A 12,810-nucleotide genomic window follows, 5' to 3' on the forward strand; every position below is an offset into this window, starting at 1 on the left:
GGCTGAGCGCGAACCGCTGCGTGCGCTCGGCGGCCGTGGCCGACAGCAGCGGCACGGCGAACGCCGCCACCGCGGCGGCGGAGAACAGCAGCAGCACCAGCAGCAGTCGGCGGCGCACCTACACCCCGTCGGAGGCCAGCCGGTAGCCGAAGCCCCGGACGGTGGTGATCAGGCCCGGCCTGCCGAGCTTCGCGCGCAGCCCGGCCAGGTGCACGTCCAGGGACCGCGACACCGCCAGGTACGCGTCGCCCCACACCTCGTCCATGAGCTGCTGGCGGCTCACCGCCGTGCCCGCGCGGCTCGCCAGCGCCGCCAGCACGTCGAACTCCTTCGCGGTCAGCGCGACCTCCGCGCCGGCCACGACGACCCGCCTGCCCTCCAGGTCGATCTCGGCGTCGCCCACGCGCACCGCGCGCTCCCGGGGACCGGACAGGGCCGCGCTGCGGCGGACCACCGCGTCCATGCGGGCCAGCAGCTCGCCCAGGCGGACCGGTTTGACCAGGTAGTCGTCCGCGCCCAGGCGCAGGCCGCGCACGATCGACCGCTCGTCGCCGCGCGCGGTGAGCACCAGCACCGGCACCGGGGACACCTTGCGGATCTTGCGCAGCACCTCCAGGCCGTCCGCGTCGGGCAGGCCGAGGTCGAGCAGCAGCAGGTCGAACTCCCGGTGGGTGAGCAGCGCGTCCGCGCCGCGCGTCACCCGGGCGGGCCGGTGGTCGTTCGCCTCCAGGGCCTCCACCAGCGCTCCCGCCACCCCGTCGTCGTCCTCGACCAGCAGCACCCGCACGGTGGTCACCCCCTCAGGTTGAGGCGATTATCGCGCCCGAGGTGTAAACAATGCCTGTGAGCATCGACGAGCACGCGCCCGCGGCCCTCCTGGACGAGGCCAGTGAGGCGCTGGAGGAGCTGGCCGGCGTACTGGTCGACGACCAGTCGCTGGAGGACGTGCTCCAGCAGTTGGCCGAGTCCGCGGCCCGGGTCATCCCGGAGGCGGAGAACGTCGGTGTCACGGTGCTGACCCCGGACGGCCCGATCACGGCCGCGGCCACCGACCGCGTGGTCGTCTCGGTCGACGCCGACCAGTACGCCGCGGGCGACGGGCCGTGCCTGGAGGCGACGCGGCTGCGCAAGCCGGTGCGCGTCTCGGTCGAGGAGGGCCGCGAGCGGTGGCCCGACTTCGCGGTCGCCGCCGAGCGCGCGGGCGTGCGCGCGTACCTGTCCGCGCCGATCGTCCTGGCGGACGAGGAGGTGCTCGGGTCGCTCAACATCTACAGCTCGGAAGAGGACGCGTTCAACCCGTTCGACGAGGCGCTGCTGCGCCTGTTCGTCACCGCCGCGTCCACCGCCATCACGGCGTTCCGCCGGTACGACCGGTCGCGCGAGCTGGTCGAGCACCTCCAGCGGGCCCTGGTGTCGCGGGGCGAGATCGACCAGGCCAAGGGCGTGCTCATGGGCGCGTACGGGATCACCGCCGACGAGGCGTTCGCCCGGCTGGTGACCGAGTCGCAGCAGCACAACACCAAGCTGCGCGAGGTGGCGCGGAACCTGCTCGCGTCCGTGCGAAGAACCTGACCTGTCATTCGCCGACAAAAGCTCTTCCCGAATTCCGAATTCGTGCAACAGCTGTCGCCCGGCCGGTCCGCCGCCCCGTTTTCGGGGGTACGGTGTCGGGGAATTCCCCCTTTTCCGGTCCGAGGAGGAGCATGCGCGCGAAACGCGTTGCCGCCGCCGGCCTGGCCTGTGCCGCGCTGTCCGGGTCCCTGTCCGCGTGCACCGCCGGGCCCGAGCCGGCGATGCGGTCGTTCGACACGCCGCAGGCCCTGGCCGAGGCGAACCTGGTGGCCGCCGGCGCCAAGCGGTCGGTGGTCGTCGACCTGGACCTCGGCGCGAGCGGCCGGGGCACCTGCGAGCTGCGGACCGGCGACTTCGCCGCGTCGTGCCGGCTCGCGCCCGGGGACACCGAGGAGGTCTCCTATGTGATGGTGCCCGACGCCCTGTTCGTCCGGATACCGCCGGGGCGGGCGCCGGAGCCGGACCGGCCGTGGCTGCGGCTCGACCCGGCCGACCCGGACAACCCGCTGGGGCGCGCCATGGCGGACGTCGCCGTGCGGTTGCGGGACGCCGCGGACCTGCGCGAGGCGCTGCCCGAGGGCGCGCGGATCACCGGGAAGGCCGAGGAGGAGGTGGCCGGCCGGCGGACCGTCCGCTACACCGCGGAGGCGGCGGAGGACGGGCGGCCGTCGGTGGTCAGGCTGTGGGTGGACGCCGACGACCTGCCGGTCCGCCGCGAGGTGCGCACGCGGGTGGAGGGCGGTGAGGCGGTGGTGGCCGACTACCGGGACTGGGGCCGGCCGGTGGAGGTCGCGCCGCCCGCGCCGGAGCAGGTCGGCGAGCTGCCGGCGCTGCCGGGCTGACGCGCGGCGAGGGGGCCGGCCCGCGCGGTGCGGGCCGGCCCCCTCCGCGTGCGGGTGCTCAGGTGCGGCGACGGCGGCGCAGGTGGAACAGGGTGGCTCCGCCCACGAGCACGAGCGCGCCCGCCGCGACCAGCAGGCCGCGGACCGAGGCGCCCGTGTACGCCAGCTTGTTCCCGCCGCCGGGGGAGGCCGGCGGGGCGGGGGTGGCGGTCGTGGTGGTGGTCGGACCCGTCGTGGTCGACGTGGCGCCGGACGTCGTGGTGCCCGAGGTCGTGCTCCCGGTCGTGGTGGTCGAGCCCGTCGTGGTGGTGCCGGTGGCGCCCGTGGTCGTGGTGGTGGTCGTCGTCGAGTCGGTCGTGGTCGTGGTGGTGGTCGTCGTGGTGGTGCCGGTGCCCGGCAGGACGGTGACCTCGTGCAGCAGGGTGTCCTGGCCCGGGTTGAGGGTGCACGGCAGCGGGAAGGTGCCCAGGCCGGTGTCCTCGCCGGTCGCGGTCTTCGGGGTCAGGGTGGCCTCGAACTCGCCGACGTGGATGGTGGTGACGCCCGCGTTGGGCAGGGTCACCGACGGCGCCTGGCCGATCGCCACGGTGTCGAACGCGCCCTCCGGCGGCACGGGGGTCCGGTCCACGGTCAGGTCCGGCACGACGTCGAGCCGCGTGCCCGCGTTGTCCACCACCGTGCTCGCCTTCGCCGTGCCCTCCACGGTGGCCGCGCCCACCAGCACCAGGCCCTGCGTGGCCAGCGGCGGCACGGTGGCGGTCGCGGTCACCCGGACCGGCGGCAGCGGCTCCCCGGCCACCGCCTCGCCGGGGCCGGGCAGGTCCTCGGCCACGATGCGCACGCTCATGTCCTGCGTGCCGATCAGCGGGAACGGGCAGCTGTAGACCAGCGTGAGGGTCGCCGTGGCGGCGCTGCCCACGCCCGCGCCCAGCAGGGCCGAACCCCCGACCACCACCGCGCAGAGCCCGAGCGCGGCCACCCGGTGTCTCGATTCCATGATCCCTCCCCTAATGCGCCGAACACGACCTACCGGCGGGTAAGGTATCTTTACCTGATAGTTGCGGCAACTATTCTCACGGTTCCGACAAAAGCTGTTCCGGCAGTTGTCACGGGCGTGACAAATAAATTGTCGGCGCTTGTGCCGGCACGGGTCCGGAAGTAGTTTCGAAGAATGGACGGAGTCGTGCGGTGAAGATCGCGGCGCTCTTGGTCGCGCTCGTCGCGCTGCTGGGCGCGGCGCCGGCGTCCGCCCCCGCGCGACCGGCGACCGGCGCGCCGGCGGGCCGGGCCGGCGCGGCGGCGCAGCCGGGCACGACCATCACCGTCGCCTACCGGGTTGACGCGGTGACCCGGCTCGCGAAGCCCGGCTCCGACCTCACCATCGGCCCCGGCCTCCTGGTCGTCGAGATCGACCTGGTCAACGGCACCATCATCGGCGACCTGCGGCTGCCGCCCGCGCACGGCTACTTCGTGTTCTTCGGCTTCGTGCCCAGCACGGCGCGCACCGACATGACCCCGGTCGCCAAGGTCACCGGCACCATCGAGGCGGGCCAGATCAAGGCCCACGCCCTGATCGACATCAGGGCGAGCGAGGTCGTCGTGGACCGGCAGCCGCTCGACGTCGGGCCGGGCTGCCGGACGGGCGCGCCCGCCGTGCTCGACGTCGAGGGCCCCTTCGACCTGGCGGCGACTGTGCTGGAGGGCGTCTACGAAATACCCGCCTTCGACGGCTGCCGGGGGCGGGAGCGGCTGGACCCGCTGCTCACCGGCCTGATCTCCGGACCGGGCAACGCGATCCGGCTCACGCTGACCGCGCTCCCACCGGACCCGGCGACCCAGCCGGTCCCGTGAGCAGCCGCAGCGCCCGCAGCGCGATGCCCATGTCGAACAGCGCGTCCGGGTCGTGCAGCCTCGCCCCGAACAGCTCCTCCAGCTGCCGCAGCCGGTAGCGCACGGTCTGCGGGTGCACCGCGAGGCTCGACGCGACCTCCGGCGCGCTGCCCCGGGTCTCCACCCACGCGGTCATCGTCTCCAGCATCCGCTGCTGCTGCTTGGGCGTCAGGCCCTCCAGCGGCGCCAGCGCCCGCTTGACCAGCTCGCGCACCAGGTCCTCGTCACCGAGCAGCAGCAGCGTGGACAGGTGCTCGGTGGTGTCCACCATGGGCCGGTCCCGGATCACGCCGGACTGGATCAGCGTGATCGCCCGGCGCGCCCAGCGCAGCGACTGCCGCGCCGACGCCAGCGGCACCAGCGGGCCGATCGCCGCGCGCCACCCGCCGAGCTTGTGCTCCAGCGTCACGAGCTGCCGCTCGGGGTCGGTGAGCAGCAGGCACGGCTCGCTGCCCTCCAGGTCCATCAGGATGTCCTCGTGCAGCGCGGGGATCGGCAGCTGGTGCTGGTCGGTGCGCCGCTCCAGGGCCACCACGAGCACCCGGTCCGGCAGCGGCCAGCGCGCCGCCTCCGCCAGCTCCGCCAGCGCGTTCGGGTGATAGCCGGGCTCGCCCAGGATCAGCTCCAGCAACCGCTTGCGCCGCCGCTCCAGCGCGCCCGCGTGCCTGGCCTGCGCCTCGGCGTAGCCCTCCATCGAGCGCAGCGACAGCTCGTCGATGTAGGCGAAGATCGCCTCGGCGATCAGGCACATGGTGGCCAGCGGCACCCGCTCGGTCTGGCCGAACTCCGAGATCCGCCGCCACGCCACCCGCGCGCCGATCCGGTAGGCGGTCTGGAGCAGGTCCAGGCTGCGGCCCGCGCTCACCTCCAGCTTGCCGAGCAACCGGAACAGCTTCGCCAGGTCCTCCCTTTCCGCGGTCGGGTCCACCATCCGGTCGATGAACTGGTGGATCGCCTGCTCCACGCCCTCGACGACCACCTGGCCGAACATGCCCTCCAGCTTTTGCGAGTACTCCGCGATCTGGTGCTGGATCTCCCGCACCATGTCGACCGCGACATCGCCGGCCCGCGCCCGGAACTTCGGCGCGAGTTCGGCGGGCAACCGTTCCCACAGGTCCGTGTCCCCGACCGGCGGTAACTCGGCCGACGGGAGTTCCCGGGTTCTGTTCATGCTGCTCACCCTCACCAGACGACTGGTTTCGCTCCGACGACATTGGTAGCCGCACGGATCGCGGGGGCGCCAGGGAGGGGCGGACTTTTTGTATCTCCGTGAGTGTTCCGGGGCAGGTTCTTGTCACGGTGTTGACAAAGGAACGCGATTGCTTGTGCGGTACGACGGCCGTGCGTAACGTACTGGCCGGTAATGTCGTTCCGGTAAATTCACCACAACCTTCCCGGAGAATACCCGTGGTAGTGCGGCGTCGTGTGTTGGGGCTGCTGTTCGCGGCCCTGCTGGTGGCGTTGTGCGGCCTGTCCGTCGCCGCTTACCGGAAGGCGTTCACGCCGCGGGTGAGCGTGCTGCTGCGCACCGACCACGTCGGCAACCAGCTCCAGGCCGAGTCCGACGTGAAGCTGCTCGGCGTGCGGGTCGGCGAGGTGCGCGCGGTCCGCTCGCGCGGCGCCGGCGCCGAGGTCGAGCTGGGCCTCGACCCCGACCAGGTGGACCGCATCCCGGCGAACGTGTCCGCGCGGCTGCTGCCCAAGACGCTGTTCGGCGAGCGGTTCGTGAGCCTGGAGCCGCCCGCGGACCCGGCCGGCGCGCTCGGCGACGGCGCCGTGATCGAGCAGGACCGCACGTCCACCGCGATCGAGCTGGAGCGCGTGCTGGCCGACCTGATGCCGACCCTCCAGGCCGTGCGGCCGGACAAGCTCTCCGCCGCGCTCACCTCGGTCGCGCGGGCGCTCGACGGGCGCGGCGAGGACCTGGGGCGGACCATCGTCGCGCTCGACGCCTACCTGCGCGAGCTGAACCCGCGCCTGCCCGTGCTCGAGGAGGACGTCACCAAGCTCGCCGACGTCGCGGACACCTACGCGGACGCCGGGCCCGACCTGCTGCGGGCGCTGGCCGACGCGACCGAGGTCAGCCGCACCGTCGCCGAGCAGCGCGCCGACCTCGACGCCGTCTACGCCACCCTGACCACCGCCTCGGCCGACCTGACCGGCTTCCTGACCGACCACGGCGGCACGGCCGTGGACCTGGCCGACCGGTCGCGGCCCTCGCTGGAGCTGCTGGCCACCTACTCGCCCGAGTTCCCGTGCGTGCTCAGCGCCGTCAACGCGCTGCGCCCCCGCGTGGACGCGGTGCTCGGCAAGGGCACCGACCAGCCCGGCGTGCACGCGCGGGTCACGATCGTGCCGCCGGGGGAGCGGTACGTGCCCGGCCGCGACGAGCCGGTCGTCCGCCGCGGCGGCGCGCCGCACTGCCCGGCCGGTCCCGTCCGGGCGGTCGCGCCCGACCGGGTGCCCGGCTGGGCCGGGCTGCTCATGGGGGTCCGATGAGGGGCATCGCCGCACCGCTGACCAAGTTCCTGGTCTTCGTCGTCGTCACGGTCGCCGCCACCGGCTTCCTGGCGGCCACCATCGCGGGCAGCCGCGTGGGCGACACCAACCGCTACGTCGCGCGCTTCACCGACGTGACCGCCCTGGCCGAGGGCGACGACGTCCGGATGTCCGGGGTCAAGGTCGGCCAGGTCGAGTCGATGGCGCTGGTCGACGACGAGCTGGTGGACGTGGAGTTCTCGGTCGCCGACGACCGCTCGCTGGCCGCGGGCGTCACCGCCACGATCAAGTACCGCAACCTGGTCGGCCAGCGGTACGTCTCGCTCGACCAGCCCGCCGGGTCGGTCGCGGACGTGCTGCCGCCCGGGGGCCTCATCCCGGTCGAGCGCACCACGCCCGCGCTCGACCTGACCGCCCTGTTCAACGGCTTCAAGCCGCTGTTCCAGGCGCTGAACCCGGACGACGTGAACCGGCTGTCCCACGAGATCGTCCAGGTGCTCCAGGGCGAGGGCGGCACCGTGGAGGACCTGCTCGCCCACACCGCGTCGCTGACCACCGCGCTGGCCGCCAAGGACGACGTGATCGGCCGGGTCGTGACCAACCTGAACGACGTGCTGGAGGCGGTCGGCACCCGCGACGACCGGCTCGACTCGCTGCTGGGCTCGCTGCGGCGGCTCGTGTCCGGCTTCGCCGCCGACCGGGAGCCGATCGGCGACGCCGTCGCCGGCCTCGCCGAGCTGGGCGAGAGCACCGCGTCCCTGCTGGAGCAGGGCCGGCAGCCGCTCAAGGACGACATCGCCCACCTCGGGCTGCTCGCGGGCAACCTCGGCGCCGCCCCGGAACTGGAGCCGTTCGTGCGCAACCTGCCCGTGAAGCTGGAGGCGATCGGCCGCACCGCGTCCTACGGCTCCTGGCTCAACTTCTACCTGTGCTTCGCCTCCTCGCAAGCCGAACCAGCGCCCGGCGGCCCGCCCGTGGGCATCCCCGTGACCGAATCGAGGTGCCGCCGATGACGCGCAGACCGGTGCTGCTGGGCGCCGTCGGGCTCCTGGTCATCGCCGTGACCGCCGTGCTCACCTTCTTCCTGGAGGACCTGCCGTTCTTCGGCGGCGGCGAGCGGCACACCGCCGACTTCACCGAGGCCGCCGGCCTCGAGGTGGACGACGAGGTCCGCGTCGCGGGCCTGAAGGTCGGCGCGGTGACCGATGTCGGGCTGCACGAGGGCCGCGTGCGGGTGGGGTTCCGGGTGTCCGGCGTGCGGCTGGGCGACCGCAGCCGCGCCGAGATCCGGATCAAGACCCTGCTCGGGCAGAAGTACCTGGCGGTGGACTCCGAGGGCCGCGACCCGCTCACCGGCACCATCCCGGTGGAGCGCACCACCTCGCCCTACGACGTGATCGAGGCGTTCAGCGGCCTGTCGGACACGGTGGGCCGGATCGACACCGACCAGCTCGCGCGGAGCTTCCAGGTGCTGTCCGACACCTTCCGCGACTCGCCGCACCACGTGAAGCAGGCCCTGGAAGGGCTGTCCGCGCTGTCGAAGACGATCTCCTCGCGCGACGAGCAGCTCGCGTCCCTGCTGGAGGGCGCGAACCGGGTCAGCGGCGTGCTCGCCGAGCGCAACGAGGACTTCGCCGCGCTCATCACCGACGGCAACCTGCTGCTGGAGGAGATCTCCCACCGCCGGGACGCCATCGCCAGGCTCCTCGACGGCACCCGCGAGCTGTCCCGGCAGCTCTCCGGGCTGGTCGCGGACAACCAGGCGCAGCTCGGCCCGGCCCTGGAGCAGCTGGAGCGCGTCACCGACGTGCTGCGGCGCAACCAGGAGGCGTTCGACCGCGGCCTCGCCCTGGCCGGGCCCTACTACCGGCTGCTGAACAACTCGCTCGGCAACGGCCAGTGGGTCGACACCTACGTGTGCGGGCTCGTCGCCACCCCCGGCCAGGAGCGGCGCGACTGCCCACCGGGAGGCCGCTGATGTTCGCCCGGACCAGGGGCCGGCAACGGCTCGTCGCCGCGCTCGCCCGGGGGCTCGTGCTGGTGCTCGTCGCCACCGCCGCGGTGTGGTGGGTCTTCCTGCGGCCCGCCGCCACCCGGATCACCGCCCACTTCACCGCGGCCGTCGGCGTGTACGAGGGGTCGGACGTGCGGGTGCTCGGCGTGCGGGTCGGCGAGGTGGTCGGCGTGACGCCCGAGGGCGGGTCGGTGCGCGTCGAGCTGGAGCTGGACCACGGCGTGGACGTGCCCGCCGACGCCCGCGCGGTCGTCGTCGCGCCCAACATCGTCGCCGACCGGTACGTGCAGCTCACGCCCGCCTACACCGGGGGACCCAAGCTCGCGCCCGGCGCGGTCGTCACCAGCGCCCGCACCGCCGGCACCGTCGAGCTGGACGAGCTGTACCGGAGCCTGGACGTGCTGCTGACCGCGCTGGGCCCGAACGGCGCCAACCGCCGGGGCGCGCTGTCGGACCTGCTCGACACCGGCGCGGCCAACCTCGACGGCGCGGGCGGCGCGTTCAACGAGTCCGTCCGGCAGCTCGCCGACGCGGCCCGCGCGCTCGCCGGGTCCCGGGACGACCTGTTCGGCACCGTCGACCACCTCCAGTCGTTCACCTCGCTGCTCGCCGCGAACGACGAGCAGGTGGGGCGGCTGGCCGACCAGTTGGCCGACGTGTCCGGGTTCTTCGCCGCCGAGCGGGACGACCTCGGCGCGGCGCTGGGCGAGCTGGCCGGCGCGCTGGAGGGGGTGCGGGCGTTCGTGCGCGACAACCGCGAGCGGGTGCGGTCCGGCGTGGCCGACCTGGCCGTGCTGACCGGTTCCCTGGCGCGGCAGCGGGAATCGCTCGCCGAGGCGCTGGAGGTGGCGCCGGTGGCGCTGCACAACGTGATCGGGGCCTACGACCCGGAGACCGGGACGCTCAACGCGCGGGCGAACCTCAACGAGTTCGTGGCCGACCTGCTGAGCGTGCCCGGAGGTGCGCGGTGAAGCGGCTCACCGCGCTCGCGCTCGTGCTGGCGCTGGCCGGGTGCTCGGTGGTGCCCAGCGCCTACGACCTGCCGCTGCCCGGCGGCGCGGACCTGGGCGACCGGCCCTACCGGGTCACCGTGGAGTTCGACGACGTGCTCGACCTGGTGCCGCACGCGGCGGTCAAGGTCGACGACGTGGCCGTGGGCCGGGTCGAGGACATCGCGCTGTCACCGGACGGCTCGACCGCGCTGGTGCGGGTGGCGGTGCGCGGTGACGTGCGGCTGCCGTCGGACGCGGTGGCGCGGCTGCGGCAGTCCAGCCTGCTCGGCGAGAAGTACGTGGAGCTGGCGCCGCCCGGTGGCGCGGGCGCGGCGGCGCCGCTCGCGGACGGCGCGGTGGTGCCGGTGGCGCGGACCAACCGCAACCCCGAGGTGGAGGAGGTGTTCGGCGCGCTGTCCATGCTGCTCAACGGCGGCGGGATCGGGCAGCTCCGGGACATCTCGCGGGAACTGGGCACGGCGCTGTCCGGCAACGAGAGCGCGGCGCGGTCCCTGCTGTCCGCGGTGGAGTCGTTCACCGGGTCGCTGGACGAGCACAAGGGCGAGATCACCCGGGCGCTGGAGGCGGTGGACCGGATGGCGGCGAACCTGTCGGCGCGCAGGGGCGAGATCGGCGAGGTGCTGGACGGGCTGGAACCGGGCCTGGCGGTGCTGCACGAGCAGCGCGGGCAGCTCGTCGGGCTGCTGACCGCGCTGGACGACCTGTCGGGCGTCGCCGTGGACGTGGTCGACCGGGGCCGGGACGACCTGCTGGCCGACCTGCGCGCGCTGGAGCCGACGCTGCGGCGGCTCGCCGAGTCCGGGCAGGACTTGCCGCAGTCGCTGGAGCTGCTGCTGACGTTCCCGTTCACCGACGCGGTGCTCGACGGGATCAAGGGCGACTACCTCAACACGTACCTGACGCTGGACACCGGGGGGCGTTGATGATCACGCGGCGGATCCGGGCGCAGGTGGCGCTGTTCGCCGTCGTCGCCCTGCTCGGGGTCGGCTACGTGGGGGCGGAGTACGCCGGGCTGGTCGTGCCGGCCGACGGGTACGCGGTGCGGCTGGAGCTGGCCCGCACCGGCGGCCTGTTCACCGGCGGCGAGGTGACCTACCGGGGCGTGCCCGTGGGCCGGGTCGGCGAGATCCGGCTGGCCGGCGGGCGGGTCGAGGCGGAGCTGCGCATCGACGGGGGCACGCCGCCGATCCCGGCCGACCTGGAGGCGGTGGTCGCCAACCGGTCGGCCGTGGGCGAGCAGTACGTGGACCTCCGGCCGCGTGACGGGCACGGGCCGTACCTGGCCGACGGCGCGGTCATCCCGGAGCGGCTCACCACGCTGCCGCCACCGGTGGAGAAGGTGCTGACCAGCATGGACGACCTGGCGCGGTCGGTGCCGCTGGACGCGCTGCGGACCGTGGTGGACGAGCTGGACACCGCCCTGCGCGACACCGGGCCCGACCTCCAGGCGCTGCTCGACGCGACGACCGAGTTCATCGGGGCCGCCACCGCGCACCTGCCGCAGACCACCCGGCTGCTCGACGAGTCCGCCACCGTGCTCCAGACCCAGCTGGACCACGCGGCGGCGATCAACTCGTTCGCCGACGACGCCGTGCTGGTGGCCGAGCGGCTGCGCGCCTCGGACGGCGACCTGCGGCGGGTGATCGCGGCGGCGCCCGGCGCGGCGGCCGAGGTGAGCGCGGTGCTGCGGGAGTCGGGGCCCGACCTGGGCGTGGTGCTGGCGAACCTGCTGACCACGGCGGACGTGCTGGCGACGCGGCAGGGCCAGGTGGAGCAGGTGCTCGTGAGCGTGCCGGACGCGGTGTCCGTGGGTGCGTCGGCGCTGGGCGGCGGCCAGGCGTCGTTCGGCCTGGCCCTGACCTTCTTCGAGCCGCCGCCGTGCGAGACCGGCTACGAGGGCACCCCGCGCCGCCCCGGCCTGGACACCGCCCCGGCCCCGTTCAACACCGGCGCGAGCTGCACCCTGCCCCGCGGCTCGACCACGGGCGTCCGGGGCTCCCAGAACGCCCCGCGCTGACCACCCCCACCCGAACCCTCAACTCACCGGTCCTGAACGTACGACTCACCGGTCCTGAACGTACGACTCGCGACACCGGACTGGACGACACGCGGCGGAAAGCCCTTTCCTGTCCGCGTGTCCTCCGCTCGGGCATCGCGTGTCCTCCGCTCCGGCAACGCGAGTTGTGCGGTCAGGGGCGGGTGGTCGGGCCTACGTAGAGCCAGGTGTTGTGCTGCTTGGTGAAGTGGCTCGTTTCGTGGAGGGTGTCGCGGGCGTCGTGGTAGCGGTAGTGGGCGCGGAACTCCACCGTGCCCTCCGTGTGGAAGGGGGAGCCGTCGGTGCGGTTCAGGACTTCCAGGTGCGTCCAGCGCTGGGCCGGGTCCAGGTCCAATGAGCGGGGGCGGGTCGTGGGGTGCCAGGTGGCCAGCAGGTAGTCCTCATGGCCCAGGGCGAAGGCGCTGTAGCGGGAGCGCATGAGGGCTTCGGCGGTCGGCGGCTTTTTGCGGCCCTCGTGGTACGGGGCGCAGCAGGTGTCGTACGGCTCGCCGGTGCCGCAGGGGCAGCGGGGCGGGGCGGCGGTCATGCTTCGGGGGCGCAGGCGTTGCGGGCGGAGCGGTCGTAGCGCAGCCACGCCAGGGCGGTCTCGGCCTCGTGGTCGCCCGCCGCGGCGTCGGCGCGCAGGCCGGCGTGCACCTGGTAGCGCAGGTCGGCGGGGGCGTTGGGGTGGGTCAGCAGGTTGGCGCGGATCGCCGGGCTCGGGTCGTCGGCCAGCAGGACCAGCGACTCGGCGGGGGTGGCCGGGTCGGTGGACAGGGCTTCGCGCGCCGCTTCGTCCCCCGGCAGCGTCGGTTCGGTCACCCCTCGAGCATAAGAGGAGGCGGCTCCCCACCCCTTTTAAGCCCGGCGGGGGGGGGTGCCGCCTCGGGCGGGCGGTCACGGCATCAGGCGCACACCCCCCCCTTAAAACTGGGTGTGGTGAAC

At 73.9% G+C, this 12,810-nt stretch carries 14 protein-coding genes; 9 read left to right on the plus strand and 5 right to left on the minus strand.

Annotation, left to right across the window (positions count from 1 at the left end):
• Positions 1-118: 118 nt before the first annotated feature.
• The gene (locus ACFV4N_RS31055; RefSeq protein WP_499676197.1) at positions 119-787 is read right to left on the minus strand and encodes a response regulator transcription factor; all 669 of its coding nucleotides are present in this window, start codon (positions 785-787) and stop codon (positions 119-121) included.
• 50 nt (positions 788-837) lie between these two features.
• Here ACFV4N_RS31055 and ACFV4N_RS31060 point away from each other — a divergent pair, with 50 nt between their 5' ends.
• Positions 838-1,572 (plus strand): ANTAR domain-containing response regulator, encoded by a 735-nt coding sequence (locus ACFV4N_RS31060; protein ID WP_499676184.1) that lies wholly within the window; start codon positions 838-840, stop codon positions 1,570-1,572.
• Between the two features lie 131 nt (positions 1,573-1,703).
• Positions 1,704-2,414 (plus strand): hypothetical protein, encoded by a 711-nt coding sequence (locus tag ACFV4N_RS31065; protein WP_499676185.1) that lies wholly within the window; start codon positions 1,704-1,706, stop codon positions 2,412-2,414.
• A gap of 58 nt (positions 2,415-2,472) precedes the next feature.
• On the opposite strand, the gene ACFV4N_RS31070 is transcribed toward ACFV4N_RS31065, so the two are convergent.
• The gene (locus ACFV4N_RS31070; protein ID WP_499676186.1) at positions 2,473-3,411 is read right to left on the minus strand and encodes a DUF6801 domain-containing protein; all 939 of its coding nucleotides are present in this window, start codon (positions 3,409-3,411) and stop codon (positions 2,473-2,475) included.
• Between the two features lie 191 nt (positions 3,412-3,602).
• On the opposite strand from ACFV4N_RS31070, the gene ACFV4N_RS31075 reads away from it, so the two are divergent.
• On the plus strand, positions 3,603-4,265 hold the full coding sequence (locus ACFV4N_RS31075) for a hypothetical protein (RefSeq protein WP_499676187.1): 663 nt from the start codon (positions 3,603-3,605) through the stop codon (positions 4,263-4,265).
• Here the strand turns inward: ACFV4N_RS31075 and ACFV4N_RS31080 are convergent.
• Complete coding sequence (locus tag ACFV4N_RS31080) at positions 4,216-5,475, minus strand: PucR-like N-terminal domain-containing protein (protein ID WP_499676188.1); 1,260 nt, start codon at positions 5,473-5,475, stop codon at positions 4,216-4,218. The two genes, ACFV4N_RS31075 and ACFV4N_RS31080, sit on opposite strands and share 50 nt — an antisense overlap.
• Before the next feature lie 242 nt (positions 5,476-5,717).
• Here ACFV4N_RS31080 and ACFV4N_RS31085 point away from each other — a divergent pair, with 242 nt between their 5' ends.
• From ACFV4N_RS31085 to ACFV4N_RS31110, 6 genes are read left to right on the plus strand one after another with little or no spacing between them, the layout of a single operon-like run.
• Entirely contained in the window at positions 5,718-6,803 is a 1,086-nt protein-coding gene (locus ACFV4N_RS31085; protein ID WP_499676189.1) for an MCE family protein, read from the plus strand.
• Positions 6,800-7,816 carry an MCE family protein gene (locus ACFV4N_RS31090; protein WP_499676190.1) on the plus strand — a complete coding sequence of 339 codons (1,017 nt, stop codon included), beginning with the start codon at positions 6,800-6,802 and terminating at the stop codon, positions 7,814-7,816. The genes ACFV4N_RS31085 and ACFV4N_RS31090 overlap by 4 nt, the downstream gene beginning before the upstream one ends.
• A complete protein-coding gene (locus ACFV4N_RS31095) occupies positions 7,813-8,781 on the plus strand; it encodes an MCE family protein (protein ID WP_499676191.1) in 969 nt (322 codons plus the stop codon). Before ACFV4N_RS31090 ends, ACFV4N_RS31095 begins: the two co-directional genes overlap by 4 nt.
• Complete coding sequence (locus ACFV4N_RS31100; RefSeq protein WP_499676192.1) at positions 8,781-9,788, plus strand: MCE family protein; 1,008 nt, start codon at positions 8,781-8,783, stop codon at positions 9,786-9,788. The genes ACFV4N_RS31095 and ACFV4N_RS31100 overlap by 1 nt, the downstream gene beginning before the upstream one ends.
• Positions 9,785-10,753 (plus strand): MCE family protein, encoded by a 969-nt coding sequence (locus tag ACFV4N_RS31105; RefSeq protein ID WP_499676193.1) that lies wholly within the window; start codon positions 9,785-9,787, stop codon positions 10,751-10,753. Before ACFV4N_RS31100 ends, ACFV4N_RS31105 begins: the two co-directional genes overlap by 4 nt.
• Entirely contained in the window at positions 10,753-11,847 is a 1,095-nt protein-coding gene (locus ACFV4N_RS31110) for an MCE family protein (RefSeq protein ID WP_499676194.1), read from the plus strand. The genes ACFV4N_RS31105 and ACFV4N_RS31110 overlap by 1 nt, the downstream gene beginning before the upstream one ends.
• 172 nt (positions 11,848-12,019) lie before the next feature.
• Here the strand turns inward: ACFV4N_RS31110 and ACFV4N_RS31115 are convergent, their stop codons facing one another.
• Together ACFV4N_RS31115 and ACFV4N_RS31120 are read right to left on the minus strand one after the other, a co-directional pair.
• A complete protein-coding gene (locus tag ACFV4N_RS31115) occupies positions 12,020-12,412 on the minus strand; it encodes a YchJ family protein (protein ID WP_499676195.1) in 393 nt (130 codons plus the stop codon).
• The gene (locus ACFV4N_RS31120) at positions 12,409-12,687 is read right to left on the minus strand and encodes a hypothetical protein (RefSeq protein WP_499676196.1); all 279 of its coding nucleotides are present in this window, start codon (positions 12,685-12,687) and stop codon (positions 12,409-12,411) included. Before ACFV4N_RS31120 ends, ACFV4N_RS31115 begins: the two co-directional genes overlap by 4 nt.
• Between the last annotated feature and the right edge of the window lie 123 nt (positions 12,688-12,810).

The organism is Actinosynnema sp. NPDC059797, assembly GCF_042732085.1.
In the GTDB taxonomy this organism is placed as follows: Bacteria; Actinomycetota; Actinomycetes; order Mycobacteriales; family Pseudonocardiaceae; genus Actinosynnema.

Coding starts and splice junctions, on each gene's coding strand:
- ACFV4N_RS31060 (WP_499676184.1), top strand. CDS start 838: ATGCCTGTGAGCATCGACGAGCACGCGCCCGCGGCCCTCCTGGACGAG.
- ACFV4N_RS31065 (WP_499676185.1), top strand. CDS start 1,704: ATGCGCGCGAAACGCGTTGCCGCCGCCGGCCTGGCCTGTGCCGCGCTG.
- ACFV4N_RS31070 (WP_499676186.1), bottom strand. CDS start 3,411: ATGGAATCGAGACACCGGGTGGCCGCGCTCGGGCTCTGCGCGGTGGTG.
- ACFV4N_RS31080 (WP_499676188.1), bottom strand. CDS start 5,475: ATGAACAGAACCCGGGAACTCCCGTCGGCCGAGTTACCGCCGGTCGGG.
- ACFV4N_RS31090 (WP_499676190.1), top strand. CDS start 6,800: ATGAGGGGCATCGCCGCACCGCTGACCAAGTTCCTGGTCTTCGTCGTC.
- ACFV4N_RS31095 (WP_499676191.1), top strand. CDS start 7,813: ATGACGCGCAGACCGGTGCTGCTGGGCGCCGTCGGGCTCCTGGTCATC.
- ACFV4N_RS31100 (WP_499676192.1), top strand. CDS start 8,781: ATGTTCGCCCGGACCAGGGGCCGGCAACGGCTCGTCGCCGCGCTCGCC.
- ACFV4N_RS31110 (WP_499676194.1), top strand. CDS start 10,753: ATGATCACGCGGCGGATCCGGGCGCAGGTGGCGCTGTTCGCCGTCGTC.
- ACFV4N_RS31115 (WP_499676195.1), bottom strand. CDS start 12,412: ATGACCGCCGCCCCGCCCCGCTGCCCCTGCGGCACCGGCGAGCCGTAC.